This window comes from Streptomyces sp. NPDC048275, assembly GCF_040652275.1.
Taxonomy (GTDB): domain Bacteria; phylum Actinomycetota; class Actinomycetes; order Streptomycetales; family Streptomycetaceae; genus Streptomyces.
On the sequence record NZ_JBEZLR010000007.1, the window covers coordinates 39,524 to 62,824 of the forward strand.

Sequence of the window (23,301 nt, forward strand, 5' to 3'; positions counted from 1 at the left end):
GCTTACCGCCGAACCTCCACCACTCGGAACCGATTGGCCACAAACGCCCCATCACACAACGCGGCGTTCGCCGCCGGATTCCCACCCGACCCATGGAAGTCGGAGAACGCCGCCGTCTGATTGACGTACACCCCACCCGTCAGATTCAGCGACAGCTGCGCACACTCCTCCAGGCAGGCCTCCTGAACGGCCCGCTCGACCTCCCCGTCAGTGGTGTACGCCCCGACGGTCATCGCCCCCTTGTCCCGGACGGTCCGCCGCAGCAGCTCCACCGCGTCCGCCGCCGAGTCGACCGCGACGGCGAAGGAGACCGGCCCGAAGCACTCGCTCAGGTAGGGGGCCTCGTCGTCGGCCCCTTCCCAGTACTTGCGCGCGCCGTCGAGCTTCACGATCACCGGCGTGCGGACCACGGCGTCGGGGAACTCCGGGTTGCTGATCTCCCGCGAGGCGAGGGCGACCTCGCCGAGCCCCGCCGCGGCCTCCAGCCGCGCCTTCACGTCCGGGTTCACGATCGCGCCCAGCAGCCCGCCCGCGCGCGCGTCGTCCCCGAGGAGTCCGCCGACCGACTTGGCGAGGTCGGCGACCACCTCGTCGTACGACTTGGGACCCTCCTCCGTACGGATGCCGTCGCGGGGGACGAGGAGGTTCTGCGGGGTCGTGCACATCTGGCCGCTGTACAGGGACAGGGAGAAGGCCAGGTTGGACAGCATGCCCTTGTAGTCGTCGGTGGACTCCACGATCACCGTGTTGACGCCGGCCTTCTCCGTGTAGACCTGCGCCTGGCGGGCGTGGGTCTCCAGCCAGTCGCCGAACGCCGTCGACCCGGTGTAGTCGATGATCCGGATCTCGGGGCGCACGGCCAGGGTCTTGGCGATGCCCTCGCCGGGGCGTTCGCCGGCCAGCGCAACCAAGTTCGGGTCGAAGCCCGCCTCCATGAGCACCTCGCGCGCGACCTGGACGGTGAGCGCGAGCGGCAGCACCGCGCGCGGGTGGGGCTTCACGAGCACCGCGTTGCCGGTGGCCAGGGAGGCGAACAGGCCCGGATAGCCGTTCCACGTCGGGAAGGTGTTGCAGCCGATGACGAGGGCGATGCCGCGCGGCACCGGGGTGAACTGCTTGGTCAGCGTGAGCGGGTCGCGCTTGCCCTGGGGCTTGGTCCACTCCGCGGTGTCCGGGGTGCGGACCTGCTCCGCGTACGCGTACGCCACCGCCTCCAGGCCGCGGTCCTGCGCGTGCGGGCCGCCCGCCTGGAACGCCATCATGAAGGCCTGGCCGCTGGTGTGCATGACCGCGTGCGCGAACTCGTGCGTGCGGTCGCTGATCCGCTTGAGGATCTCCAGGCAGACCATGGCACGCGCCTGAGCGCCCGCGTCGCGCCAGGCCCGCTGTCCGGCCCGCATGGCGGGCAGCAGCACGTCGATGTCCGCGTGCGGGTACGTGACGCCCAGCTCGATGCCGTACGGGGAGACCTCGCCGCCCACCCAGTCGTCGGTGCCGGGCTGGTCGAGGTCGAGACGGGTGCCGAGCACGGCGTCGAAGGCGGCCTTGCCCTCCGCCATGCCCAGGCTGCCGTTCTCCCCGTACGCCTTGGGGTGTTCGGGGTGCGGGGACCAGTACGCGCGCGTGCGGATCGCTTCCAGCGCCTGGTCGAGGGTGGGCCGGTGTTGGGCGATCAGCTGGTGCGCGGAGAGTTCGGCGGCCATCAGGGACCAACTCCTCGTCTCAGGGGTGCGTCATTGCACCCGCGAGCTGGGCAGGAATGGACATACAGAGTTAGAGTAACCGAACGATCGGTCGGGACAAGGGGGACCGCCGCATCTGTGGAAAACCCCGTGCGGGAGGATCGCGCACATGACAGCAATCGACCTCAACAGCCCCGTGGCCGTCGTCGGCACCGGCACCATGGGCCAGGGCATCGCCCAGGTCGCGCTGGTAGCGGGCCACCTCGTGCGGCTCTACGACGTCATCCCGGGCCGTGCCGACGCGGCGGCCGAAGCGATCGGCGCCCGTCTCGACCGGCTCGTGGAGAAGGACCGGCTCAGCGGCTCCGACCGGGACGCCGCACGCTCTCGTCTGCACCCGGCCGGGAGCCTCACCGACCTCGCGGACTGCGCGCTGGTCGTCGAGGCGGTGCGCGAACAACTCGACGTGAAACAGCAGCTGTTCCGCGAGCTCGAGGACATCGTCGAGGACGACTGTCTGCTCGCCACCAACACCTCGTCCCTGTCCGTCACGGCCATCGGCGGCACCCTGCGCAACCCCGGCCGCCTCGTCGGACTGCACTTCTTCAACCCCGCGCCGGTGCTGCCCCTGGTGGAGGTCGTCTCCGGGTACGCGAGCGACTTCTCGTCGGCCACGCGCGCGTACGAGACGGCACGCTCCTGGGGCAAGACCCCGGTCGCCTGCGCCGACACCCCCGGCTTCATCGTCAACCGGATCGCGCGGCCCTTCTACGCCGAAGCGTTCGCGGTGTACGAGGCGCAGGCCGCCGACCCCGCCACCATCGACGCGATCCTGCGCGAATGCGGCGGCTTCCGGATGGGCGCCTTCGAGCTGACCGACCTGATCGGCCAGGACGTCAACGAATCCGTCACGCACTCCGTGTGGCAGGCCTTCTTCCAGGACGTGCGCTTCACGCCCTCGCTCGCCCAGCGACGGCTCGTCGAGTCGGGCCGGCACGGCCGCAAGACGGGCCACGGCTGGTACGACTACGGGGAGGACGCCGAGCGCCCCGAGCCGCACGTCGCGGAGCAGGCACAGCCGCCCGCGTACGTCGTCGCCGAGGGTGATCTGGGCCCGGCCTCCGACCTGCTCGCCCTGATCCGCGAGGCGGGCATCCAGGTCCGCGACGACGAGGAGGACCACGGCACCCGCCTGGTGCTGCCCAGCGGCGGCCAACTGGTCCTGGCCGACGGCCAGACCTCGGTCGAGTTCCGCGACGTCGTCTACTTCGACCTGGCGCTCGACTACCGCCGGGCGACCCGGATCGCGCTGTCGGCCTCCCAGGACACCGCCCCCCAGACCCTCGCCGAGGCCGTCGGCCTCTTCCAGGCGCTCGGCAAGACCGTCAGCGTCATCGGCGACGTCCCCGGCATGATCGTCGCCCGGACCGTGGCCCGGATCGTCGACCTGGCGCACGACGCCGTCGCCAAGGGAGTCGCCACCGAGGAGGACATCGACACGGCGATGCGGCTCGGCGTCAACTACCCGCTGGGCCCCTTCGAATGGAGCCGCAGGCTCGGCAGGAGCTGGGCGTGCTCCCTCCTGGACGATCTGCACCAGCGCGACCCCTCCGGACGCTACGCGCCCTCCCTCGCGCTCTACCGGCACGCGTACGCCACCGAGAAGCGGGAGGGCACCCCATGACCACCGCCAAGCGCGACACCTACACCCCGGAGACCCTGCTCTCGGTCGCCGTCCAGGTCTTCAACGAGCGCGGCTACGACGGCACTTCCATGGAGCACCTCTCCAAGGCGGCGGGCATCTCCAAGTCGTCGATATACCACCACGTCACGGGCAAGGAGGAGCTGCTGCGCCGGGCCGTCAGCCGAGCGCTCGACGAGCTCTTCGGGATCCTCGACGAGGAGCACGCGCGCGTGGGACGTGCCGAGGAGCGCCTGGAGTACGTCGTACGGCGCATGGTCGAGGTGCTCACCGCCGAACTGCCGTACGTGACCCTGCTGCTGCGGGTGCGCGGCAACACGGACACCGAGCGCTGGGCCCTGGAGCGGCGCCGCGACTTCGACCACCGGGTGGCCGACCTGCTGAAGTCCGCCGCCGCCGAGGGGGGCGTACGCGGCGACGTGGAGGTCCGGCTCGCGACCCGGCTGGTCTTCGGGATGATCAACTCGATCGTGGAGTGGTACCGGCCGGACGGACGGGGCACGGGCGCCCGGGAAGTCGCGGACGCCGTCGTGCACCTGGTCTTCTCGGGGCTCCGCAGCGAGCGCTGAGCCCGGGTGCGTCGGAGCGCGCCGAGTTCATCCCTCCGGTTCCAGGTCCTCCTCCTCGAACACCAGCAGCGTCCGCGTGCTGAGCACCTCCGGGATGGCCTGGAGGCGGGTGAGGACGAGCTCGCGCAGCGCCCTGTTGTCCGGTGTGTGCACCAGCAGCAGTACGTCGAAGTCGCCGCCCACCAGCGCGATGTGGGAGGCCCCGGGGAGCACCCTCAGCTGCTCGCGGACCGTGCGCCAGGAGTTCTGCACGATCTTGAGAGTGATGTAGGCCGAGGTGCCCTGCCCGGCGCGTTCGTGGTCGACGCGCGCCCCGAAACCACGGATCACACCGTCGTCGATGAGGCGGTTGATCCGCGCGTAGGCGTTGGCCCGTGACACATGGACCCGTTCGGCCACGGAGCGTATCGAGGCGCGGCCATCCGCCTGGAGCATCTGCAGGATGTCCTGATCGATGGCGTCGAGCGGGCGGGCCGGCGGAGGGACGGGCGGTGGGGCGGGCTGCTGGACGGGGCCGGCCTCCGACGGTTCGGCCATTTGTTCAGGTGCCATGTCCCCCCGCCTCCCTACCATGGACGTACTGCATCCATCTCAGGTTGTGCAGAACCGTTTGTCCACAGCCTGGCGGTGCCTGTAGCCAAAATGTGCCGACGACCGAACAATCGGTAGGTGAGGCGCGCCACATCCGTGGGGCGTCCTGAGCCACTCCCACGAGGAGGTGCCGTCATGACGGTCATGGAGCAGCGAGGCGCTTACCGGCCGACCCCGCCGCCCGCCTGGCAGCCCCGCACCGACCCCGCGCCGCTGCTGCCCGACGCGCTGCCCCACCGCGTCCTCGGCACCGAAGCGGCCGCGCGGGTCGACCCGGGCCTGCTGCACCGTCTGTACGCGGAGCTGGTGCGCGGCCGCCGCTACAACGCCCAGGCCACCGCCCTCACCAAGCAGGGCCGCCTCGCCGTCTACCCCTCCAGCACCGGCCAGGAGGCCTGCCAGGTCGCCGCCGCGCTCGTCCTTCAGGAGCGCGACTGGCTCTTCCCCAGCTATCGGGACACCCTCGCTGCCGTCGCCCGCGGCCTCGACCCCGTCCAGGCCCTCACCCTCCTGCGCGGCGACTGGCACACCGGGTACAACCCGCACGAGCACCGCATAGCGCCCCTGTGCACCCCCCTCGCCACCCAGCTCCCGCACGCCGTGGGTCTCGCGCACGCCGCCCGCCTCAAGGGCGACGACGTGGTCGCCCTCGCCCTGGTCGGCGACGGCGGCACCAGCGAGGGCGACTTCCACGAGGCACTGAACTTCGCCGCCGTATGGCAGGCCCCCGTCGTCTTCCTCGTCCAGAACAACGGCTTCGCCATCTCCGTCCCGCTCGCCAAGCAGACCGCCGCCCCCTCCCTGGCCCACAAGGCCGTCGGCTACGGCATGCCCGGGCGTCTGGTCGACGGCAACGACGCGGCCGCCGTGCACGAGGTGCTGAGCGACGCCGTGCGCCACGCGCGCGCGGGAGGCGGTCCGACACTCGTCGAGGCCGTCACGTACCGCATCGAGGCCCACACCAACGCCGACGACGCCACCCGCTACCGCGGTGCCTCCGAGGTCGAGACCTGGCGCGCGCACGACCCGATCGCCCTCCTGGAACACGAGTTGACCGAACGCGGCCTGCTCGACGACGACGGCGTACGGGCCGCCCGCGACGCCGCCGAGACGATGGCCGCCGACCTGCGCGAGCGCATGAACCAGGACCCGGTGCTCGACCCCATGGACCTGTTCGCCCACGTGTATGCCGAGCCCACACCGCAACTGCGCGAACAGGAGGCGCAATTGCGCGCGGAGCTGGAAGCCGAGGCTCACGGGCCGGAAGGAGCAGGGCGATGACCACGGTTGCCCTGAAACCGGCCACCATGGCGCAGGCCCTCACGCGCGCGCTGCGCGACTCCATGGCCGCCGACCCGACCGTCCATGTCATGGGCGAGGACGTCGGCACCCTCGGCGGCGTCTTCCGGGTCACCGACGGGCTCGCCAAGGAGTTCGGCGAGGACCGTTGCACCGACACCCCGCTCGCCGAGGCGGGCATCCTCGGGACGGCCGTCGGCATGGCCATGTACGGCCTGCGGCCGGTCGTGGAGATGCAGTTCGACGCGTTCGCCTACCCGGCGTTCGAGCAGCTGATCTCCCACGTCGCACGGATGCGCAACCGCACCCGCGGCGCCATGCCGCTGCCGCTCACCATCCGCGTCCCGTACGGCGGCGGCATCGGCGGAGTCGAACACCACAGCGACTCCTCCGAGGCGTACTACATGGCGACTCCGGGGCTCCATGTCGTCACGCCCGCGACGGTCGCCGACGCCTACGGGCTGCTGCGCGCGGCCATCGCCTCCGACGACCCGGTCGTCTTCCTGGAGCCCAAGCGTCTGTACTGGTCGAAGGATTCCTGGAACCCGGACGAACCGGGGACCGTTGAACCGATAGGCCGCGCGGTGGTGCGGCGATCGGGCCGCAGCGCCACGCTCATCACGTACGGCCCGTCCCTGCCCGTCTGCCTGGAGGCGGCCGAGGCGGCGCGGGCCGAGGGCTGGGACCTCGAAGTCGTCGACCTGCGCTCGCTCGTGCCGTTCGACGACGAGACGGTGAGCGCGTCGGTGCGGCGGACCGGCCGCGCTATCGTCGTGCACGAGTCGGGGGGGTACGGCGGGCCCGGCGGGGAGATCGCGGCCCGCGTCACCGAGCGCTGCTTCCACCACCTGGAGGCGCCGGTGCTGCGCGTGGCCGGGTTCGACATCCCGTATCCGCCGCCGATGCTGGAGCGGCACCACCTGCCCGGTGTCGACCGGATCCTGGACGCCGTGGGGCGTCTGCAGTGGGAGGCGGACAGCTGATGGCCCAAGTGCTGGAGTTCAAGCTCCCCGACCTCGGGGAGGGCCTCACCGAGGCGCTGATCGTCCGTTGGCTGGTGGAGGTCGGGGACGTCGTCACCGTCGACCAGCCCGTCGTCGAGGTCGAGACCGCCAAGGCGATGGTCGACGTCCCCTGCCCGTACGGGGGTGTGGTCACCGCCCGCTTTGGCGAGGAGGGCACGGAACTGCCCGTGGGTTCCCCCCTGCTGACGGTCGCCGTCGGCGCGTCGGCCTCCGGCGATGACGACGGGGGATCCGGCAACGTACTGGTGGGCTACGGCACGGGGGCGCCTCCGGCGCGGCGCAGAAGGGTCCGGCCGGCCCCTGGGACGGTGGGGTCCGGAGCGGTGGCGCCCGGCACGGTGGCGCCCGGCACGGTGGCGCCCGGGCGACGCCCGTCGAGCGTTCCGCCGCGGGACGGTGACACGACGGGAGGAGGCGGGGTCGGCGGCGAGCACGGCACGGCGGTCGCCCCGACTGGGTGGCGTGGGCCGGCGCAGCCGCATGGGCGCGGCCTTGCCGTGTCCTCCGTCACCGTGCCCCCCGTCATCGGTGAAGGGGTGATCGCCGAGGGCGGCGACACCCCGGCAAGCGCCGTCACCGCGGTGCGCGGCGAGGGTCCCGTACCCGTCATCTCCCCGCTCGTCCGCCGGCTCGCCCGCGAGAACGGTCTGGATCTGCGGGAGTTGGCGGGCTCCGGGCCCGACGGGCTGATCCTGCGGGCGGACGTCGAGTACGCGCTGCGCGCGGCCGCCTCCGCGCCGACGCCCGCCTCCGCGCTCGCCGGGGCCTCGCAGGACGCGTCCGTCGCTCCTGCCGCACCCAGGCCCACGCAGCCGGCCTCTCCCAGCCAGGGCACCCGCATCCCCCTGCGCGGTCTCCGCGGTGTCGTCGCCGACAAACTCTCCCGCAGCCGCCGGGAGATTCCCGACGCGACCTGCTGGGTGGACGCCGACGCGACGGAACTCCTGCACGCGCGCGCGGCGATGAATGCCGTCGGCGGCCCGAAGATCTCCCTGCTCGCGCTGCTCGCCAGGATCTGCACCGCCGCGCTGACCCGCCACCCGGAGCTCAACTCGACGGTCGACATGGACGCCCGCGAGATCGTGCGACTCGACCAGGTGCACCTGGGCTTCGCGGCGCAGACCGAGCGGGGTCTGGTCGTACCGGTCGTACGGGACGCGCACGCACGCGACGCGGAGTCGCTGAGCGCGGAGTTCGCCCGGCTGACCGAGGCCGCGCGGACCGGGACGCTCACACCGGCAGAACTCACGGGCGGCACCTTCACGTTGAACAACTACGGAGTGTTCGGCGTCGACGGCTCCACGCCGATCATCAACCACCCCGAGGCGGCCATGCTCGGCGTCGGCCGGATCGTCCCCAAGCCCTGGGTGCACGAGGGCGAGCTGGCGGTGCGACAGGTCGTCCAGCTCTCGCTCACCTTCGACCACCGGGTGTGCGACGGCGGCACGGCGGGTGGCTTCCTGCGTCATGTGGCGGACTGCGTCGAGCAGCCGGCGGTGCTCCTGCGTTCCCTGTGATCGTGGCGGCACGCATACTCGGGGGATGACCGCGTACGAGCCACCGGGCACCCCCGGCACCGATGCCCCGTACGACGCCGTGGTGCTTGCCGGAGGCGCCGCCCGGCGGCTGGGCGGCGCCGACAAGCCCGGCGTGCGGGTGGGCGGGCGTGCGCTGCTCGACCGGGTGCTGGCCGCCTGCGCCGACGCCGGGACCACGGTGGTCGTCGCCGAACCCAGGACGACCGCGCGCCCCGTGGCGTGGGCCCGCGAGGACCCGCCCGGCGGAGGCCCGGTGGCCGCCCTGGACGCCGGGCTGCGGCACACCACCGCCCCGTATGTCGTCGTGTTCTCGGCCGACCTGCCGTTCCTGGACGAGGGGACGGTACGGCGCCTGCTGGCCCCCCTTCGGGAGAGCGGCCCCCCGCACGACCCGGCGAAACCCGAAGGCGTACGCGAAGGTGTGCCCGACGGCGTGCTGCTCACCGACCCCGACGGCCGCGATCAGCCGCTCGTGGCCGCATACCGTGCGGCGGCTCTGCGCCGGGAGCTGTCCGCGCTCGCCGCCGCACCGGGCGGACTCACCGGTCTGCCCCTGCGACGGCTCACCGCCGCGCTGGACCTCACCCGCATTTCCGACCCCGTCGCGTCCTTCGACTGCGACACCTGGGACGACATCGCCGCCGCCCGGGCACGTATCAGGGAGCATGGGCACGTGTTGGACGAATGGATTTCCGCAGTCAAGGACGAGCTGGGCATCGACCTGGAGGTCGACACCGGCGTCCTGCTGGACCTGGCCCGCGACGCCGCGCACGGTGTGGCCCGGCCCGCGGCACCGCTGACCACGTTCCTCGTGGGGTACGCGGCCGCGCGGGCCGAGGGAGGCCCCGAGGCCGTGGCCGAAGCCGCCCGCAAGGCCACGGCGCTGGCGCTCCGCTGGGCGGCCGAGAACGCCCCCGACGCCAAGCCGGACGCCGGATGACCGCGCCGGGTGCCCGCGTAGGACAGGACGCCGACGAATTCGACGTGGAGGAGGCCCTGGCCTTGGTCAAGGACCCTCGCGGACACGGCCACGACACCCCCGCCGACCCCGCACCGGACGGCGCGGGCCACGCCCCCACGGGCAAGGACAGCAGGCGGCACCACAAGGCCACCCCCTGGCAGCAGGCCCGCGCCACCGCCGAGCGGGCCGCCCGTTCGATGCCGCGCCGCGCTCACGTCTCCGTGCCCCTCGACACCGCTCTCGGCCTGGTCCTCGCCGCCCCCCTCACCGCGCTCACCGACCTCCCCTCCTTCGACACCTCCGCGATGGACGGCTGGGCGGTCGCCGGGCCCGGCCCCTGGGACCTGCGCGAGGAACGGGTGCTCGCGGGCCACGCGCGGCCCCACACGCTCACCGACGGCGAGGCGGTGCGGATCGCCACCGGCGCGCGCATCCCGCAGGACGCCACCGCCGTACTGCGCAGCGAGCACGGACAGCTCGACGACAAGGGCAGGCTGCACGCGACGCGCGACGTCCTGCACGGTCAGGACATCCGCCCGCGCGGCCAGGAGTGCCGCAGTGGCGACCAACTCCTGTCGGCCGGCGCCCTGGTCACTCCCCCCGTGCTGGGCCTCGCCGCGGCCGCCGGGTACGACACGCTCGCCGCCGTCCCCCGGCCCCGCGCGGAAGTCCTCGTCCTCGGCGACGAGTTGCTCACCGCGGGGCTCCCTCAGGACGGCCTGATCCGGGACGCGCTCGGCCCGATGCTGCCGCCCTGGCTGCGCGCGCTCGGCGCCGAGGTCGTCGCGGTGCGCAGGCTCGGTGACGACGCCAAGGCCCTGCGCAAGGCGATCGCCGGCTCCGACGCCGACCTGATCGTCACGACCGGCGGTACCGCCGCGGGCCCCGTCGACCACGTCCACCCCACCCTGAGCCGCCTCGGCGCCCACCTCCTCGTGGACGGCGTCACGGTCCGCCCAGGCCATCCCATGCTCCTGGCCCGCACCAAGGAGAACCAGCACCTCGTCGGCCTGCCCGGCAACCCCCTGGCGGCCGTCTCCGGCCTGCTCACGCTCGCGGAGCCCGTCCTGCGCATCCTCGCGGGACGCACGGCCCAGGAGCCGTACACGCTGCCTCTCATGGACGCGGTGCACGGGCACCCGCACGACACCCGGCTCATCCCCGTCGTCCTGCGCGCCGACCGGGCCGTTCCGCTGCACTACAACGGTCCGGCCATGCTGCGTGGCATCGCCGTGGCCGACGCCCTCGCGGTCGTGCCTCCTGGCGGCGCCCGCCCGGGCCAGGAGCTGGAACTTCTCGATCTGCCCTGGGCTTTGGCGGGGGCATGAGCGCATGAACCAGGGTGGGAACCGGACGGCGAGCCGGATCGGGGAGTGTTTCACGTGAAACTTCCGGGCCATGACGCGATCGCCCGCCAGGCGGACGAGCATCTCGTGCCCCATCGGGTGAAACTCCCGAGGAAAGCGGTGGAGCACCCCCTCCGTCAGGTCGCCAAACGACTGGCGATGGCCCTGTTCGTGCTCGCCGTGACCGCCTTCGTCGTCTGGCTCGACCGCGACGGCTACAACGACAACGCGGGTGACGGCGTAGACCTCCTCGACTCCCTCTACTACGCGACCGTCACCCTCTCCACCACCGGCTACGGCGACATCACCCCGGTCAGCGACGCCGCCCGGCTCACCAACATCTTCGTCATCACCCCCCTGCGCGTGCTGTTCCTGATCATCCTGGTCGGCACCACCCTCGAGGTCCTCACGGAACGCACCCGGGAGGAATGGAACATCAACCGCTGGAGATCCACAGTGCGCGATCACACCGTCGTCATCGGCTTCGGCACGAAGGGGCGGTCGGCGATCGAGACCGTCCTCGCGACAGGGCCCAGGACAGGGGCGAAGAAGGAGCAGGTCGTCGTGGTCGACCTCAGTTCGAAGGTGATCGACGCCGTGACCGCCGAGGGCTACGTGGGTGTGGCCGGGGACGCGACGCGCAGCGATGTGCTGATGCGGGCCGAGGTGGACAAGGCGCGGCAGATCATCATCGCGACGCAGCGCGACGACACGGCCGTCCTGGTGACACTGACCGCACGGCAGCTCAACCGCAGCGCGAAGATCGTGGCCGCGGTGCGCGAGGAGGAGAACGCGCCGCTGTTGCGCCAGTCCGGCGCCGACGCCGTCATCACCAGCGCCAGCGCCGCCGGCCGCCTGCTCGGCCTCTCCGTGCTCAGCCCCGCCGCCGGGATGGTCATGGAGGACCTCATCCAGCAGGGCAGCGGGCTCGACATCGTCGAACGGCCGGTCGTCAAGGCCGAGGTGGGCAAGGGCCCGCGCGAGACCGACGACCTGGTGCTGAGCGTCGTACGAGGGCATCGGGTGCTCGGATACGACGATCCGGCCGTCGCCAGGCTCCAGTTGACGGACCGGCTGATCACGATCGTACGGTCGTCGCCCTGACGCGCGGGCAGGTCTGCGCCTGTCGCGGGCCTACTTGCGGTTGTACAGCCGCATCGTGATCGGCCCGAAGACCAGCACGAACAGGCCCGACCAGCCCAGGGACCAGGCGATCTCGGCCGTCGGCCACTCGCCCGCCATCAACTCGCGGACCGCCGAAGCGAGATGGGTGATCGGGCTGTTGTTGACGAACGCCTGGAGCCAGCCGGGCATGGTCTTCGGGTCGACGAACACGTTGGACAGGAAGGTGAGCGGGAAGATCACCATCATGCTGACGCCCATCACCGACTTCTCGGTGCGCAGCATCAGCCCGAACATCGTCCAGATCCACGAGAACGCGAACGAGAACACGACCAGCAGCGCGATTCCGGCGATCACGCCCACCGCGCCGCCGTCCGGGCGGTAGCCGAGGATCACGCCGACGGTGAGCATCACCACGGACGCCATCGTGTAGCGCAGGGCGTCGCCGAGGAGATAGCCGACCATCGTCGACGGCCGCCAGATCGGCAGGGTGCGGAAGCGGTCGAAGACGCCCTTCTCGATGTCCGTGTTCACCGAGACGCCCGTGTACATCGTGATCATCACGACCGACATCACCAGGATGCCCGGCAGCAGGAACTGGATGTACTCCGTCGGCGAACCGGCCAGCGCCCCGCCGAACAGGTACGTGTACATCAGCACCATCATGATCGGGAAGGCGGTGACGTCGAAGAGTTGCTCAGGTACGTGCTTGATCTTGAGGATCGCCCGCCAGCCGAAGGTCAGCGAGGCCGACAGAGCGCTGGGCCGCGGCGGGCGCTCCCCGGCGACGAGCAGCGCGGCGAGCGACTCGGCGCTGACAGGGGCGAGTTCCTTGTTCTCGGTGTTGGTCGCGGTGCTCATGCGGCCGCCTCGTCCTTCGTGTCGTGGCCCTGTGAGCCGCCGTCGGACGAGCCGTCCTCGGCTGAGTCGTCCTTGGTGTCGTGTCCGGTGAGGGCGAGGAAGACCTCGTCCAGGCTGGGCTGGCCCAGGGAGAAGTTGTCGACGGTGATGCCGCTGCGGGCCAGCTCGGCGAGCGCGCGGGCCGCCTGCTCGGCGGCTCCCCGGCCGTTGACGGCGTCCATGCCGACGCGCGCCGTCAGCGCCACCGGATCCGGTTCCCGCTGCACCTGCGCGTCGAGCGCGATCCGCAGCACCTCCTCCGCCTCCGGCCGCTGCGCGGGATCCCGCAGCCGCAGATGTACGGAACCGGCGCCGACGGACGCCTTCAGCTCGCCCTTCGTGCCCTCCGCGATCACCTTGCCGTGGTCGATGACGGCGATCCGGGAGGCCAGTTGGTCGGCCTCGTCCAGATACTGCGTGGTCAGCAGCACGGTCGTGCCCTGGGCGACGACGGCGCGCACGATGTCCCACACCTGGTTGCGGCTGCGCGGGTCGAGGCCGGTGGTCGGCTCGTCGAGGAAGAGCAACTCGGGAGTGTTCAGGATGGACGCGGCGATGTCGACGCGCCGCCGCATGCCGCCGGAGTAGTGCTTGACCTGCTTGCCCGCCGCCTCCGTGAGCCCGAAGGCCTCCAGGAGCTGCGCGGCGCGCTCCCGCGCGGCCTTCTTGCCGTGCCCGAGGAGTCGGCCCAGCAGGACCAGGTTCTCGGTGCCGGTGAGGTCCTCGTCCACCGACGCGTACTGGCCGGTCAGGCTGACCCGGCCGCGCACCTCGTCGGCCTCGCGGACGACGTCGTAGCCGAAGACGTGCGCCTGTCCGCCGTCCGGCCGCAGCAAGGTGGCGAGCATCTTGACCGTGGTGGTCTTGCCGGCGCCGTTCGGACCGAGGACGCCGTAGACCGTGCCCGTGGGCACGGCCAGGTCGACGCCGTCGACGGCCCTGGTCTCGCCGAACGTCTTCACCAGGCCCGCGGTCTCGATGGCCAGGCCGGAGGTCTGCTGGCTCATGGTGGGTTTCCTTCCGCGTACGTGGGTTACGCATGGGGAGACCTTTACCGTCGCTCACATTCATCGGTCGCGCACAGGAATTTTTCGGAGGATCGGCCCAGTGGCCGAAGGGCATCCGTCCGGGGACTGAAACAGAGAGCGAACGATCTGATTCGAGCAACAACGCTCACGAAGTAGGAACGCTCAACGAGGTGCGAAGCAGTAGCGTCCCCCTCATGTATGCGATCACGATTCCTGAACCTGGTGGGCCCGAGGCGCTGGTGTGGGACGAGGTCCCGGATCCCGTACCAGGAGAGGGCGAAGTCCTCGTCGAGGTGGTGGCGAGCGCCGTCAACCGCGCCGATCTGCTGCAACGCCAGGGCCTCTACAACCCACCGCCCGGCGCGTCCCCCTACCCCGGTCTCGAGTGCTCGGGGCGCATCGTCGAGATCGGCCCCGGTGTCTCCGGTTGGGCCGTCGGCGACGAGGTCTGCGCGCTGCTCGCGGGCGGCGGATACGCCGAGAAGGTCGCGGTCCCGGCCGGGCAGCTGCTGCCGGTTCCCGCGGGCCTGGACGTCAAGCAGGCGGCCGCGCTGCCCGAGGTGACCTGCACCGTCTGGTCGAACGTCTTCATGGTGTCCCACCTGCGCCCCGGCGAGACGCTGCTCGTGCACGGCGGCTCCAGCGGCATCGGCACCATGGCGATCCAGCTCGCCAAGGCCGTGGGCGCGAAGGTCGCCGTGACGGCGGGCAGCAAGGACAAGCTGGAGTTCTGCGGCGAGCTCGGCGCGGACATTCTCATCAACTACCGCGAGCAGGACTTCGTCGAGGAGCTCAAGCGGGCCACGGACGGCGCGGGCGCCGACGTCATCCTCGACAACATGGGTGCCAAGTACCTCGACCGGAACGTCCAGACCCTCGCGGTCAACGGACGGCTCGCGATCATCGGCATGCAGGGCGGCGTCAAGGGCGAACTGAACATCGCCACGCTCCTCAACAAGCGCGCCGCGATCAGCGCGACCTCCCTGCGCGCCCGTCCGCTCGGCGAGAAGGCGGCGATCGTCGCGGCCGTACGAGAGCACGTGTGGCCGTTGATCGACTCCGGGCATGTCCGTCCGATCGTCGACCGAGAGCTGCCGATGAGTGACGCCGCGACGGCACACCGGCTCCTGGAGGAGAGCGGTCACATCGGCAAGGTGCTGCTCGAGGTTCCTTAGAGCCTGTCGTCACATTCCCGTCGTCCGCCCGGGAGATAGGCGGGAATGTGACGGCAGGGCCTGGCCGATCCCGAGGTTCCCCGGCCGACGCGGTTCGGCCTCAGCCGCGCCGGACGCGCAGGGCGAAGAACGTCAGCGCCAGACCCAGGCCGATGAGGATCAGCCCGCTGCCCAGGGGCAGGATCTGCAGCACCGGTTCCGGACCGGTTCCGGGGCGGACGACGCCCTGCCCGACGGGGGCGGGGGTGCTCGACGGCTCGGGGGCGACAGTGGCTTCCGGGCTGTCGACGGCGGCGGGGATGCGATCCTCGTCGGCCGGTGCCGTGTCCTCCTCGTCGGGCTCCTCCTCCGGCGGGGGCACCTCGCGGCCCGGTCGCGCACGGCCCTCGCCCGCGACGCTCCCCGCCCGGGAGGAGTCGGCGCTCGGGGCGGGCTCGACGGCGTACGCGGGGTGTACGGCACCGGTCGCCAGGACCAGCAGCAGTCCGGCCGCGCGCAGTGCCCTGAACCATGGAGTCACACCGGTGACCCCCTCCCGATGAGGAGTCCCATGATCAATGGGGCAAGCCTCACATGCCTCCTTTGTCCTGGCATCTCGGGGCCGTCCGCACGGTGGATCACCTATCACGGGGGGCACCACCGTGATGGGGTGTACGAGTGCGAGACAATGGCGGCATGGAGATGCCGAGGAGCGAAAGGTCGCCGGAGAACCCTCAGATCCTGGTCGTGGGCCAGGACGGGATGGCTCTCGGCGGCACCGGTGACGAGGACTCCCGCGAGGTCCCGGTGACAGATATGGTCGAACAGCCCGCCAAGGTCATGCGTATCGGGAGCATGATCAAGCAACTTCTCGAAGAGGTGCGCGCCGCACCTCTGGACGAGGCGAGCCGGGTCAGGCTCAAGGAGATCCACGCCAGCTCCGTCAAGGAGCTGGAGGACGGCCTGGCGCCCGAGCTGGTCGAGGAGCTGGAGCGGCTCTCGCTGCCCTTCACGCACGACGCGACCCCCAGCGACGCCGAACTGCGCATCGCGCAGGCTCAGCTGGTGGGCTGGCTCGAGGGCCTCTTCCACGGGATCCAGACGACCCTCTTCGCCCAGCAGATGGCGGCCAGGGCCCAGCTGGAGCAGATGCGCCGCGCCCTCCCGCCGGGCGTCGGCGGTGTGGACGGCGACGAGGACCCGCGCGCGGGCGGCCGCTCCGGCGGACCGTACCTGTAGCCCTGGTAGCTGTAGCGCCAGACGACACCCCATACGCAACGGGCCCGGCACGAAAGTGCCGGGCCCGCCCCTATGCCGTCCCTGTCAACGTGTGTGCGTGAGCTTCGCCACCGAGGCCATGCCGCCCTCGCCGAGCAGATCGCTCAGTTGACAGCGCCCGCCGGCGACCGCGCGCCCCGCGTACCGGCCGTGTGCGCCGTCCTGGCCCCTGTTCTGCGTCCCCCATCGGCGCCGCGGCAGCGGCTGGTTGCTCCCGCGGTCCGGCGTCGATCGATCTGTGTTCGGTGATCGATTGGCTGATCACCGGCCAAGTCTGCCCCAGGGCAGATACACGTCAAGCTCGGTGCCCGTTCCGTGCCCGTACGCGAAAGAAGCGTCGCGCAAGCGTTACAGGTGCCGTGCGGGCGGTACACAGAATTTGCACGCGAGCACCTGCGACGGGTTTGATGGCCCGTCCCATCCCACTACGGTCTCGGACCGACGCCTTGCGGGGAGCCTGTAGCGTGGCCCGACGGAGACCGTAACAACCACCGCGCAGACCGCGGGCAGAAACGACGGCGAGGACTGATGGCACAGCAGCGCGCTCAGGGCCCGTCCGACCCCGAGGCGACTGGCGGCGGTATGTCAGATGCGCCGGAGATGTGGGGCAACGGCGGACTGGTGGGGGACGGCCGATACCGGCTGACCCACAGACTCGGCCGGGGTGGCATGGCCGAGGTGTTCGCGGCCGAGGACGTACGCCTCGGACGCACCGTGGCGGTCAAGCTGCTCCGCTCCGACCTGGCCGAGGACCCGGTCTCGAAGGCCCGCTTCACGCGCGAGGCCCAGTCGGTGGCGGGGCTCAACCACCACGCGGTCGTCGCCGTGTACGACTCCGGCGAGGACGTGGTCGGCCACGGTGTCGTCCCGTACATCGTGATGGAGCTGGTCGAGGGCCGTACGATCCGCGATCTGCTGCTCAACGCCGAGGCCCCCGGGCCCGAGCAGGCGCTGATCATCGTCTCCGGTGTCCTCGAGGCGCTCGCCTACTCGCACCAGCACGGCATCGTGCACCGCGACATCAAACCGGCGAACGTGATCATCACGCAGACCGGCGCCGTGAAGGTGATGGACTTCGGCATCGCGCGCGCCCTGCACGGCGCGCAGTCGACGATGACGCAGACCGGCATGGTCATGGGCACGCCGCAGTACCTCTCCCCGGAGCAGGCGCTCGGCAAGGCCGTCGACCACCGCTCCGACCTGTACGCGACCGGCTGCCTGCTCTACGAACTTCTGGCGCTGCGACCCCCGTTCACCGGCGAGACGCCGCTGTCGGTGGTCTACCAGCACGTCCAGGACATCCCGGTGCCGCCGTCCGAGGTCACCGAGGGGCCGCCGCCGGAGCTCGACGGGCTCGTCATGCGCTCGCTCGCCAAGGACCCGGACGACCGGTTCCAGACCGCCGAGGAGATGCGCGGGCTGGTCCAGTACGGGCTGCAGATGCTGTACGACCAGGGCCCGCACACCGGCACCTGGAACACCGGCCCGGTCACCATGCACGACAGTCCGCACACTCCGGTGTCGGGTTTCGCGGGCACGACGGCGATGCAGCACCCCAGTGATTCCGGCACCTCGCAGATCCCGGCGCCGATCATCCCCCCGTACGGCGGCGGGGACGACGGCGGTTTCGAGGGCCACGGCAACCACGGCAGCGGCCGCGGCAAGCTGTGGATCCTCGCGGTTCTCGCGGTGATCGCGATCGCGGCGGGGGTCGCGCTCGCAGTCAACAACGCCGGTGGCAACGGCGACGGCGGGAAGGGTACGACGCAGTCGCCGACCGCGTCGCCGACCGCCAAGGACGAAAAGCCCAGCAAGAGCCCCAGCGAGGACTCCACGGACACCGCGACGGACGACACCACGGACGACGACCCCGGCTCGAACTACGACCCGGACTACACGCCGTCGTACACGCCGTCGTACAGCTACAGCAGTGAGCCGTCGTACACGCCGTCGGAGGAGCCGTCGGACACGACGTCCTCGGAACCGACACCTTCCGAGGAGCCGAGCCAGCCGTCCGAGGAGCCGTCGGAGCCGGCGGACCCGACGGACGACGGCGGTGACGACACCGGGGGCGGTACGGCAGGTCCTTGAAGGACTCCGATCGAAACGCCCTCCACGCGCGCGTGAAGCCCGACAACGGGCGCCACGCGCGCGTGGCGTTTCACCGCCCGCCCCCACCGCCCTGGGACGCTCACCCCGCGAACGCCTCGCGCACCGCGTCGTACTGCCGCGTCCACCACACCGCCAGCGCCGAGGCCGCCGGGAACTGGGGGTCGGCGCGGGTGTCGCCGCGTTCGTAGTGCCAGCGCAGCATCCAGAAGTCGTTGAGGCGCTCCCACCACACGCGGTGCACGGCGGCGGTGAGTTCGCAGGGGGTGGCACCCGCGGTACGCCGGTACGCGCGCGCGTAGGCCCGCACCTTCGCCAGGTCGAGCGCGCCGACGGGGCGTACGAAGAAGATCACCGCGGCCCGTACGGCCTCCTCGGCGCGGGGGTGGACGCCCAGCCGGTCCCAGTCGACGATCGCGGCCGGTTCGCCGTCGCGGTAGAGCAGGTTGAACGGGTGGAAGTCGCCGTGCACCCAGCCCACCGAGCCGCCCTGCGGGGGCCGTCGGTCGGCGTGCCGTTCCAGGAGGGCGCGGCGCTCCAGGAGCCGGTGCCGGGCGAGTTCGTCGAAGGTGTCCAAGGGGCGGTGGTGGCGTACCCGGGCGAGCAGGCGGTCGATCAGCGCGAAGGTGTCGACGGGGTCGGAGGCCGGGTTCGCCCGGGTCCGCCCTTCCACCGGCATCACCTGTTCCAGACTGGCGTGGACGACCCCGAGGAGCGCTCCCAGGCGCGCGCACTGCTCGCCGGTGAGCTGGCCGCCGTGCTGGTGCCGGCCGTCGATCCAGGGGTGCAGCGCGTACGCGTGGCCGCCGATGACGGCGACCGTGCGCCCGTCGGTGCCGGTCAACGGCGGGGCGACGGGGACGCCGAGGTCGGCGAGGCGCTGGGTCGCCCGGTGCTGGCGGGCGATCGCTACGGGGTCGGCGGTCTCGGGGTCGAAATGGTGCTTGAGGAAGTAGCGGCCGCGGGTGGTGCGGAGCCGGTAGCCGCGGTTGAGCAGCCCTTGATCGACGGGGTCGCAGGTCAGCGCGGACCCGGCGGCGTACTGGCGGAGGAGGGCGCCCAGAGGGGGCGCGTGAGGCACGGGGGGTGGTACGGACGATCGCGGCACGCGCCAGATGCTAGGGCACGAATCGTGGCCCTGACCTCGCCTTTGTCACACACAGTCGTCTTTGATCACTGGTGAGTCACGGGACGTGCGGGAACTGCCGTTCAAGACGACCGTCTGTGGAGTGCACGGTCGAGAACCGGGGCTCGATCCCCAGATAGACCGGGTCGTAGGGCTCGTCGTCGACGACACGTGGCGTCGCGCCGAAGAGCTCCAGATGTGCCGCCGTCGGCTCGACGATCTCGCACCGGCCCACGATCTGCGCGGACCACACGCCTTCGTCGGGCCGTGCGGCGCTCAGGCTGTCGGTGCCGTACGCGACGATGCGGCCGACGCAGGCCTGGTGGTGTCCGCAACCCCGGTGCATGCGCAGCAGGACGCGCCCGTCGGCCACGATGTGGCGGGCGAACGCCAGGAAGGGCATGGCGCGCATGCTGGTGGCCACCCGGCCGTAGTCGGTGCGGCCGATCAGTTCCACGGCGAGCTGTTCGTCGGTGAGCTGTTCCTCGGTGGGCATGTCACCCAATCTCCGGCACCTGTCGGGACGGAAAATAGAGGCACCCGCCCTCTGAAGAGGGGCCGTAAGTCCCGAATAAGTTCCCGGACCGAGCAGCTTCCACCGATCAGCGGTTGCCGTTGCCGGTTGCCGATCAGTCGCGCTGCTTTTCCGCCTGCATGCGCGCCACATAGGCGGCCGCCTGGGAACGCCGTTCCATGCCCAGCTTGGACAGCAGGCTCGACACGTAATTCTTGATCGTCTTCTCGGCGAGATGCAGCCGCTCACCGATCACGCGATTGGTGAGCCCCTCGCCGATCAGGTCGAGGATCCTGCGCTCCTGCTCGGTGAGGTGCGCGAGCCTGTCGTCGCTCTTGGCGCCACCGCCGCCGCGCAGCCGCTCCAGCACCCGGGCGGTGGCCACCGGGTCGAGCAGGGACTTTCCGGCGGCGACATCGCGTACGGCCGAGAGCAGTTCACTGCCGCGAATCGCCTTCAGGACATAGCCCGAGGCGCCCGCCATGATGGCGTCGAAAAGGGCCTCGTCGTCGGAGTAGGACGTCAGCATCAGGCACTTGATGTCCTCGTTCTGCGACCGGATCTCGCGGCAGACCTCCACCCCGCTGCCGTCCGGGAGCCGGACGTCGAGCACCGCGACGTCCGGGCGTGTGGCCGGAATCCGTATGAGCGCGTCGGCCGCCGTGCCGGCCTCGCCGACCACCTCGATGTCGTCCTCCACCGAGAGCAGCTCATAAACGCCCCGGCGTACCACCTCGTGATCGTCGAGGAGAAATACGGTAATTTTTCCTTCTTCGGGCACGAAGTAAGTGTCACACACCACTATGGGCGTTGCCTGGGGTGGACTCTTCCCGTGTCCGGGGTGACCGGGATAACGTGCCGGTGTTCCGGCCCCCTGCAAGGCTGCAACCGATGCTCTGACCAGCGACTGTTCCCGACTAGCGCGATTACTTGGAAATCCGACTAAAAAGTACTTGGAAATCCAAGCAAAAACGCAGGTCAGGAGGGGTTTCCCAGAAATGTGGAGCACTGGGTAACGTGGCCGTTGCAGGGTGCTCGCCGGGGCACCTGTCACGCCTGTTCCCGGCCGAGGGCACCCACCCCGTGCACGGGTACTGGAACAGGCGAGCCGCACTGGCCACCCGGCAACCCCGGGGGTCGGACCGACGGAGGAGCACACGTGACCGTGGAGAGGACTGCCGCGCGCAAGCCGCGCCGCAGCGCCGGTACAGCCGGTACGAAGAGCGCCGCGAGCAAGCGCGTCGGCGCGGCTGAAATGGGCAAGAAATCATCTGGCGCATCGGGGGCGGACCCTGAACTTGTCCAGCTGCTGACTCCGGAAGGCAAGCGCGTCAAGGACGCCACGTACGACCCGTACGTCGCCGACATCACCCCCGAAGAGCTGCGCGGCCTGTACCGCGACATGGTGCTGACCCGCCGCTTCGACGCCGAGGCCACCTCGCTGCAGCGGCAGGGCGAGCTGGGCCTGTGGGCCTCGCTGCTCGGCCAGGAGGCCGCCCAGATCGGCTCCGGACGGGCCACCCGCGAGGACGATTACGTCTTCCCGACCTACCGCGAGCACGGCGTCGCCTGGTGCCGCGGGGTCGACCCGACCAACCTGCTCGGCATGTTCCGCGGCGTGAACAACGGCGGCTGGGACCCGAACAGCAACAACTTCCACCTGTACACGATCGTCATCGGCTCGCAGACCCTGCACGCCACGGGCTACGCCATGGGCGTCGCCAAGGACGGCGCCGACTCGGCCGTGATCGCGTACTTCGGGGACGGCGCCTCCAGCCAGGGCGACGTTGCCGAATCGTTCACCTTCTCCGCGGTCTACAACGCGCCCGTCGTGTTCTTCTGCCAGAACAACCAGTGGGCCATCTCCGAGCCGACCGAGAAGCAGACCCGCGTTCCGCTCTACCAGCGCGCGCAGGGCTACGGCTTCCCGGGCGTCCGCGTCGACGGCAACGACGTCCTCGCCTGCCTGGCCGTCACCAAGTGGGCCCTGGAACGGGCCCGCAGCGGCGAGGGCCCCACCCTCGTCGAGGCGTACACCTACCGCATGGGCGCACACACCACCTCCGACGACCCGACCAAGTACCGGGCCGACGAGGAGCGCGAGGCGTGGGAGGCGAAGGACCCGATCCTGCGCCTGCGCGCGTACCTGGAGGCCTCAAACCACGCGGACGAGGGATTCTTCGCGGAACTCGAGGCCGAGAGCGAAGCGTTGGGCAAACGAGTACGCGAAGTCGTCCGGGCCATGCCGGACCCGGACCGCTTCGCCATCTTCGAGAACGTGTACGCGGACGGGCACGCGCTCGTCGACGAGGAGCGGGCCCAGTTCGCCGCCTACCAGGCGTCGTTCGCGGATGAAGGGGAGGGCAAGTAGCGATGGCTGCGGAAAAGATGGCGCTGGCCAAGGCGATCAACGAGTCGCTGCGCACGGCCCTCGACACCGACCCCAAGGTCCTCATCATGGGCGAGGATGTCGGCAAGCTCGGCGGTGTCTTCCGGGTCACCGACGGTCTGCAGAAGGACTTCGGCGAGGACCGGGTCATCGACACCCCGCTCGCCGAGTCGGGCATCGTCGGCACGGCGATCGGCCTCGCCCTGCGCGGCTACCGCCCGGTGGTGGAGATCCAGTTCGACGGTTTCGTCTTCCCTGCGTACGACCAGATCGTGACGCAGCTCGCGAAGATGCACGCGCGGGCGCTCGGCAAGATCAAGCTCCCTGTCGTCGTCCGCATTCCGTACGGCGGCGGCATCGGCGCGGTCGAGCACCACTCCGAGTCCCCCGAGGCGCTGTTCGCGCACGTGGCGGGCCTGAAGGTGGTCTCCCCGTCGAACGCGAGCGATGCCTACTGGATGATGCAGCAGGCCATCCAGAGCGACGACCCGGTGATCTTCTTCGAGCCCAAGCGGCGGTACTGGGACAAGGGCGAGGTCAACACGGACGCGATCCCCGGACCGCTGCACAAGGCGGTCGTGGCACGCGCGGGCACCGACCTGACCCTCGCCGCCTACGGACCCATGGTGAAGGTCTGCCTGGAGGCCGCGGCGGCGGCCCAGGAGGAGGGCAAGTCGATCGAGGTCCTGGACCTGCGCTCGATGTCCCCCCTCGACTTCGACTCCGTCCAGGCCTCGGTCGAGAAGACCCGCCACCTGGTCGTGGTGCACGAGGCCCCGGTGTTCCTGGGCACGGGCGCGGAGATCGCCGCCCGCATCACGGAGCGGTGCTTCTATCACCTGGAGGCGCCCGTCCTGCGGGTGGGCGGCTATCACGCCCCCTACCCGCCGGCACGTCTGGAAGACGAGTACCTTCCGGGCCTGGACCGGGTGCTCGACGCCGTCGACCGCTCGCTGGCGTACTGAGGA

The 23,301-nt window shown here is 70.9% G+C and carries 21 protein-coding genes; 13 read left to right on the forward strand and 8 right to left on the reverse strand.

What is annotated here, in order from left to right; genetic code table 11:
- Window positions 1-2: 2 nt before the first annotated feature.
- On the reverse strand, window positions 3-1,703 hold the full coding sequence (gene paaN / locus AB0D57_RS06790; RefSeq protein ID WP_362067795.1) for a phenylacetic acid degradation protein PaaN: 1,701 nt from the start codon (window positions 1,701-1,703) through the stop codon (window positions 3-5).
- Between the two features lie 148 nt (window positions 1,704-1,851).
- On the opposite strand from paaN, the gene AB0D57_RS06795 reads away from it, so the two are divergent.
- Window positions 1,852-3,366 carry a 3-hydroxyacyl-CoA dehydrogenase gene (locus tag AB0D57_RS06795; protein WP_362067798.1) on the forward strand — a complete coding sequence of 505 codons (1,515 nt, stop codon included), beginning with the start codon at window positions 1,852-1,854 and terminating at the stop codon, window positions 3,364-3,366.
- Window positions 3,363-3,953 (forward strand): TetR/AcrR family transcriptional regulator, encoded by a 591-nt coding sequence (locus tag AB0D57_RS06800; RefSeq protein WP_362067801.1) that lies wholly within the window; start codon window positions 3,363-3,365, stop codon window positions 3,951-3,953. The genes AB0D57_RS06795 and AB0D57_RS06800 overlap by 4 nt, the downstream gene beginning before the upstream one ends.
- A 27-nt stretch (window positions 3,954-3,980) precedes the next feature.
- Here AB0D57_RS06800 and AB0D57_RS06805 read toward each other — a convergent pair whose 3' ends face one another.
- Entirely contained in the window at window positions 3,981-4,490 is a 510-nt protein-coding gene (locus AB0D57_RS06805) for an Lrp/AsnC family transcriptional regulator (RefSeq protein ID WP_362068120.1), read from the reverse strand.
- A gap of 189 nt (window positions 4,491-4,679) precedes the next feature.
- On the opposite strand from AB0D57_RS06805, the gene pdhA (AB0D57_RS06810) reads away from it, so the two are divergent.
- Genes pdhA (AB0D57_RS06810) through AB0D57_RS06835 form a run of 6 tightly spaced genes read left to right on the forward strand, consistent with a single transcriptional unit; the run spans window position 4,680 to window position 11,817 of the window.
- Window positions 4,680-5,825, forward strand: coding sequence for a pyruvate dehydrogenase (acetyl-transferring) E1 component subunit alpha (gene pdhA / locus AB0D57_RS06810; RefSeq protein ID WP_362067804.1), 1,146 nt, complete (start codon window positions 4,680-4,682; stop codon window positions 5,823-5,825).
- Window positions 5,822-6,826 carry an alpha-ketoacid dehydrogenase subunit beta gene (locus AB0D57_RS06815; protein ID WP_362067807.1) on the forward strand — a complete coding sequence of 335 codons (1,005 nt, stop codon included), beginning with the start codon at window positions 5,822-5,824 and terminating at the stop codon, window positions 6,824-6,826. Before pdhA (AB0D57_RS06810) ends, AB0D57_RS06815 begins: the two co-directional genes overlap by 4 nt.
- Entirely contained in the window at window positions 6,826-8,385 is a 1,560-nt protein-coding gene (locus tag AB0D57_RS06820; RefSeq protein WP_362067810.1) for a dihydrolipoamide acetyltransferase family protein, read from the forward strand. The genes AB0D57_RS06815 and AB0D57_RS06820 overlap by 1 nt, the downstream gene beginning before the upstream one ends.
- 25 nt (window positions 8,386-8,410) lie before the next feature.
- A complete protein-coding gene (locus AB0D57_RS06825; protein WP_362067813.1) occupies window positions 8,411-9,346 on the forward strand; it encodes a DUF6457 domain-containing protein in 936 nt (311 codons plus the stop codon).
- Window positions 9,343-10,695, forward strand: a complete 1,353-nt coding sequence (locus AB0D57_RS06830; protein ID WP_362067816.1) for a molybdopterin molybdotransferase MoeA — start codon at window positions 9,343-9,345, stop codon at window positions 10,693-10,695. The genes AB0D57_RS06825 and AB0D57_RS06830 overlap by 4 nt, the downstream gene beginning before the upstream one ends.
- A 54-nt stretch (window positions 10,696-10,749) precedes the next feature.
- The gene (locus AB0D57_RS06835; RefSeq protein WP_362067819.1) at window positions 10,750-11,817 is read left to right on the forward strand and encodes a potassium channel family protein; all 1,068 of its coding nucleotides are present in this window, start codon (window positions 10,750-10,752) and stop codon (window positions 11,815-11,817) included.
- A gap of 30 nt (window positions 11,818-11,847) precedes the next feature.
- On the opposite strand, the gene AB0D57_RS06840 is transcribed toward AB0D57_RS06835, so the two are convergent.
- On the reverse strand, window positions 11,848-12,696 hold the full coding sequence (locus tag AB0D57_RS06840; RefSeq protein WP_362067822.1) for an ABC transporter permease: 849 nt from the start codon (window positions 12,694-12,696) through the stop codon (window positions 11,848-11,850).
- Window positions 12,693-13,742 carry an ATP-binding cassette domain-containing protein gene (locus AB0D57_RS06845; RefSeq protein ID WP_362067825.1) on the reverse strand — a complete coding sequence of 350 codons (1,050 nt, stop codon included), beginning with the start codon at window positions 13,740-13,742 and terminating at the stop codon, window positions 12,693-12,695. The genes AB0D57_RS06840 and AB0D57_RS06845 overlap by 4 nt, the downstream gene beginning before the upstream one ends.
- Window positions 13,743-13,957: 215 nt before the next feature.
- Here AB0D57_RS06845 and AB0D57_RS06850 point away from each other — a divergent pair, with 215 nt between their 5' ends.
- Window positions 13,958-14,938, forward strand: coding sequence for an NAD(P)H-quinone oxidoreductase (locus AB0D57_RS06850; protein ID WP_362067829.1), 981 nt, complete (start codon window positions 13,958-13,960; stop codon window positions 14,936-14,938).
- Between the two features lie 100 nt (window positions 14,939-15,038).
- On the opposite strand, the gene AB0D57_RS06855 is transcribed toward AB0D57_RS06850, so the two are convergent.
- The gene (locus AB0D57_RS06855) at window positions 15,039-15,458 is read right to left on the reverse strand and encodes a hypothetical protein (protein WP_362067832.1); all 420 of its coding nucleotides are present in this window, start codon (window positions 15,456-15,458) and stop codon (window positions 15,039-15,041) included.
- Window positions 15,459-15,613: 155 nt separating this feature from the next.
- Here AB0D57_RS06855 and AB0D57_RS06860 point away from each other — a divergent pair, with 155 nt between their 5' ends.
- On the forward strand, window positions 15,614-16,156 hold the full coding sequence (locus AB0D57_RS06860; RefSeq protein ID WP_362067835.1) for a bacterial proteasome activator family protein: 543 nt from the start codon (window positions 15,614-15,616) through the stop codon (window positions 16,154-16,156).
- A 564-nt stretch (window positions 16,157-16,720) separates the two neighbouring features.
- Window positions 16,721-18,286, forward strand: a complete 1,566-nt coding sequence (locus AB0D57_RS06865; RefSeq protein WP_362068123.1) for a protein kinase — start codon at window positions 16,721-16,723, stop codon at window positions 18,284-18,286.
- 100 nt (window positions 18,287-18,386) lie between these two features.
- On the opposite strand, the gene AB0D57_RS06870 is transcribed toward AB0D57_RS06865, so the two are convergent.
- The 3 genes from AB0D57_RS06870 to AB0D57_RS06880 form a co-directional block, all read right to left on the reverse strand.
- Window positions 18,387-19,385, reverse strand: coding sequence for a phosphotransferase (locus AB0D57_RS06870; RefSeq protein WP_362067838.1), 999 nt, complete (start codon window positions 19,383-19,385; stop codon window positions 18,387-18,389).
- A 103-nt stretch (window positions 19,386-19,488) separates the two neighbouring features.
- Window positions 19,489-19,926, reverse strand: coding sequence for a pyridoxamine 5'-phosphate oxidase family protein (locus AB0D57_RS06875; RefSeq protein ID WP_362067841.1), 438 nt, complete (start codon window positions 19,924-19,926; stop codon window positions 19,489-19,491).
- Between the two features lie 133 nt (window positions 19,927-20,059).
- On the reverse strand, window positions 20,060-20,725 hold the full coding sequence (locus AB0D57_RS06880) for a response regulator transcription factor (RefSeq protein ID WP_362067844.1): 666 nt from the start codon (window positions 20,723-20,725) through the stop codon (window positions 20,060-20,062).
- Between the two features lie 378 nt (window positions 20,726-21,103).
- On the opposite strand from AB0D57_RS06880, the gene pdhA (AB0D57_RS06885) reads away from it, so the two are divergent.
- Together pdhA (AB0D57_RS06885) and AB0D57_RS06890 are read left to right on the forward strand one after the other, a co-directional pair.
- Window positions 21,104-22,315, forward strand: coding sequence for a pyruvate dehydrogenase (acetyl-transferring) E1 component subunit alpha (pdhA, locus tag AB0D57_RS06885; protein WP_362067847.1), 1,212 nt, complete (start codon window positions 21,104-21,106; stop codon window positions 22,313-22,315).
- Between the two features lie 2 nt (window positions 22,316-22,317).
- Window positions 22,318-23,298 carry an alpha-ketoacid dehydrogenase subunit beta gene (locus AB0D57_RS06890; protein WP_362067850.1) on the forward strand — a complete coding sequence of 327 codons (981 nt, stop codon included), beginning with the start codon at window positions 22,318-22,320 and terminating at the stop codon, window positions 23,296-23,298.
- The last annotated feature ends 3 nt before the right edge of the window (window positions 23,299-23,301 follow it).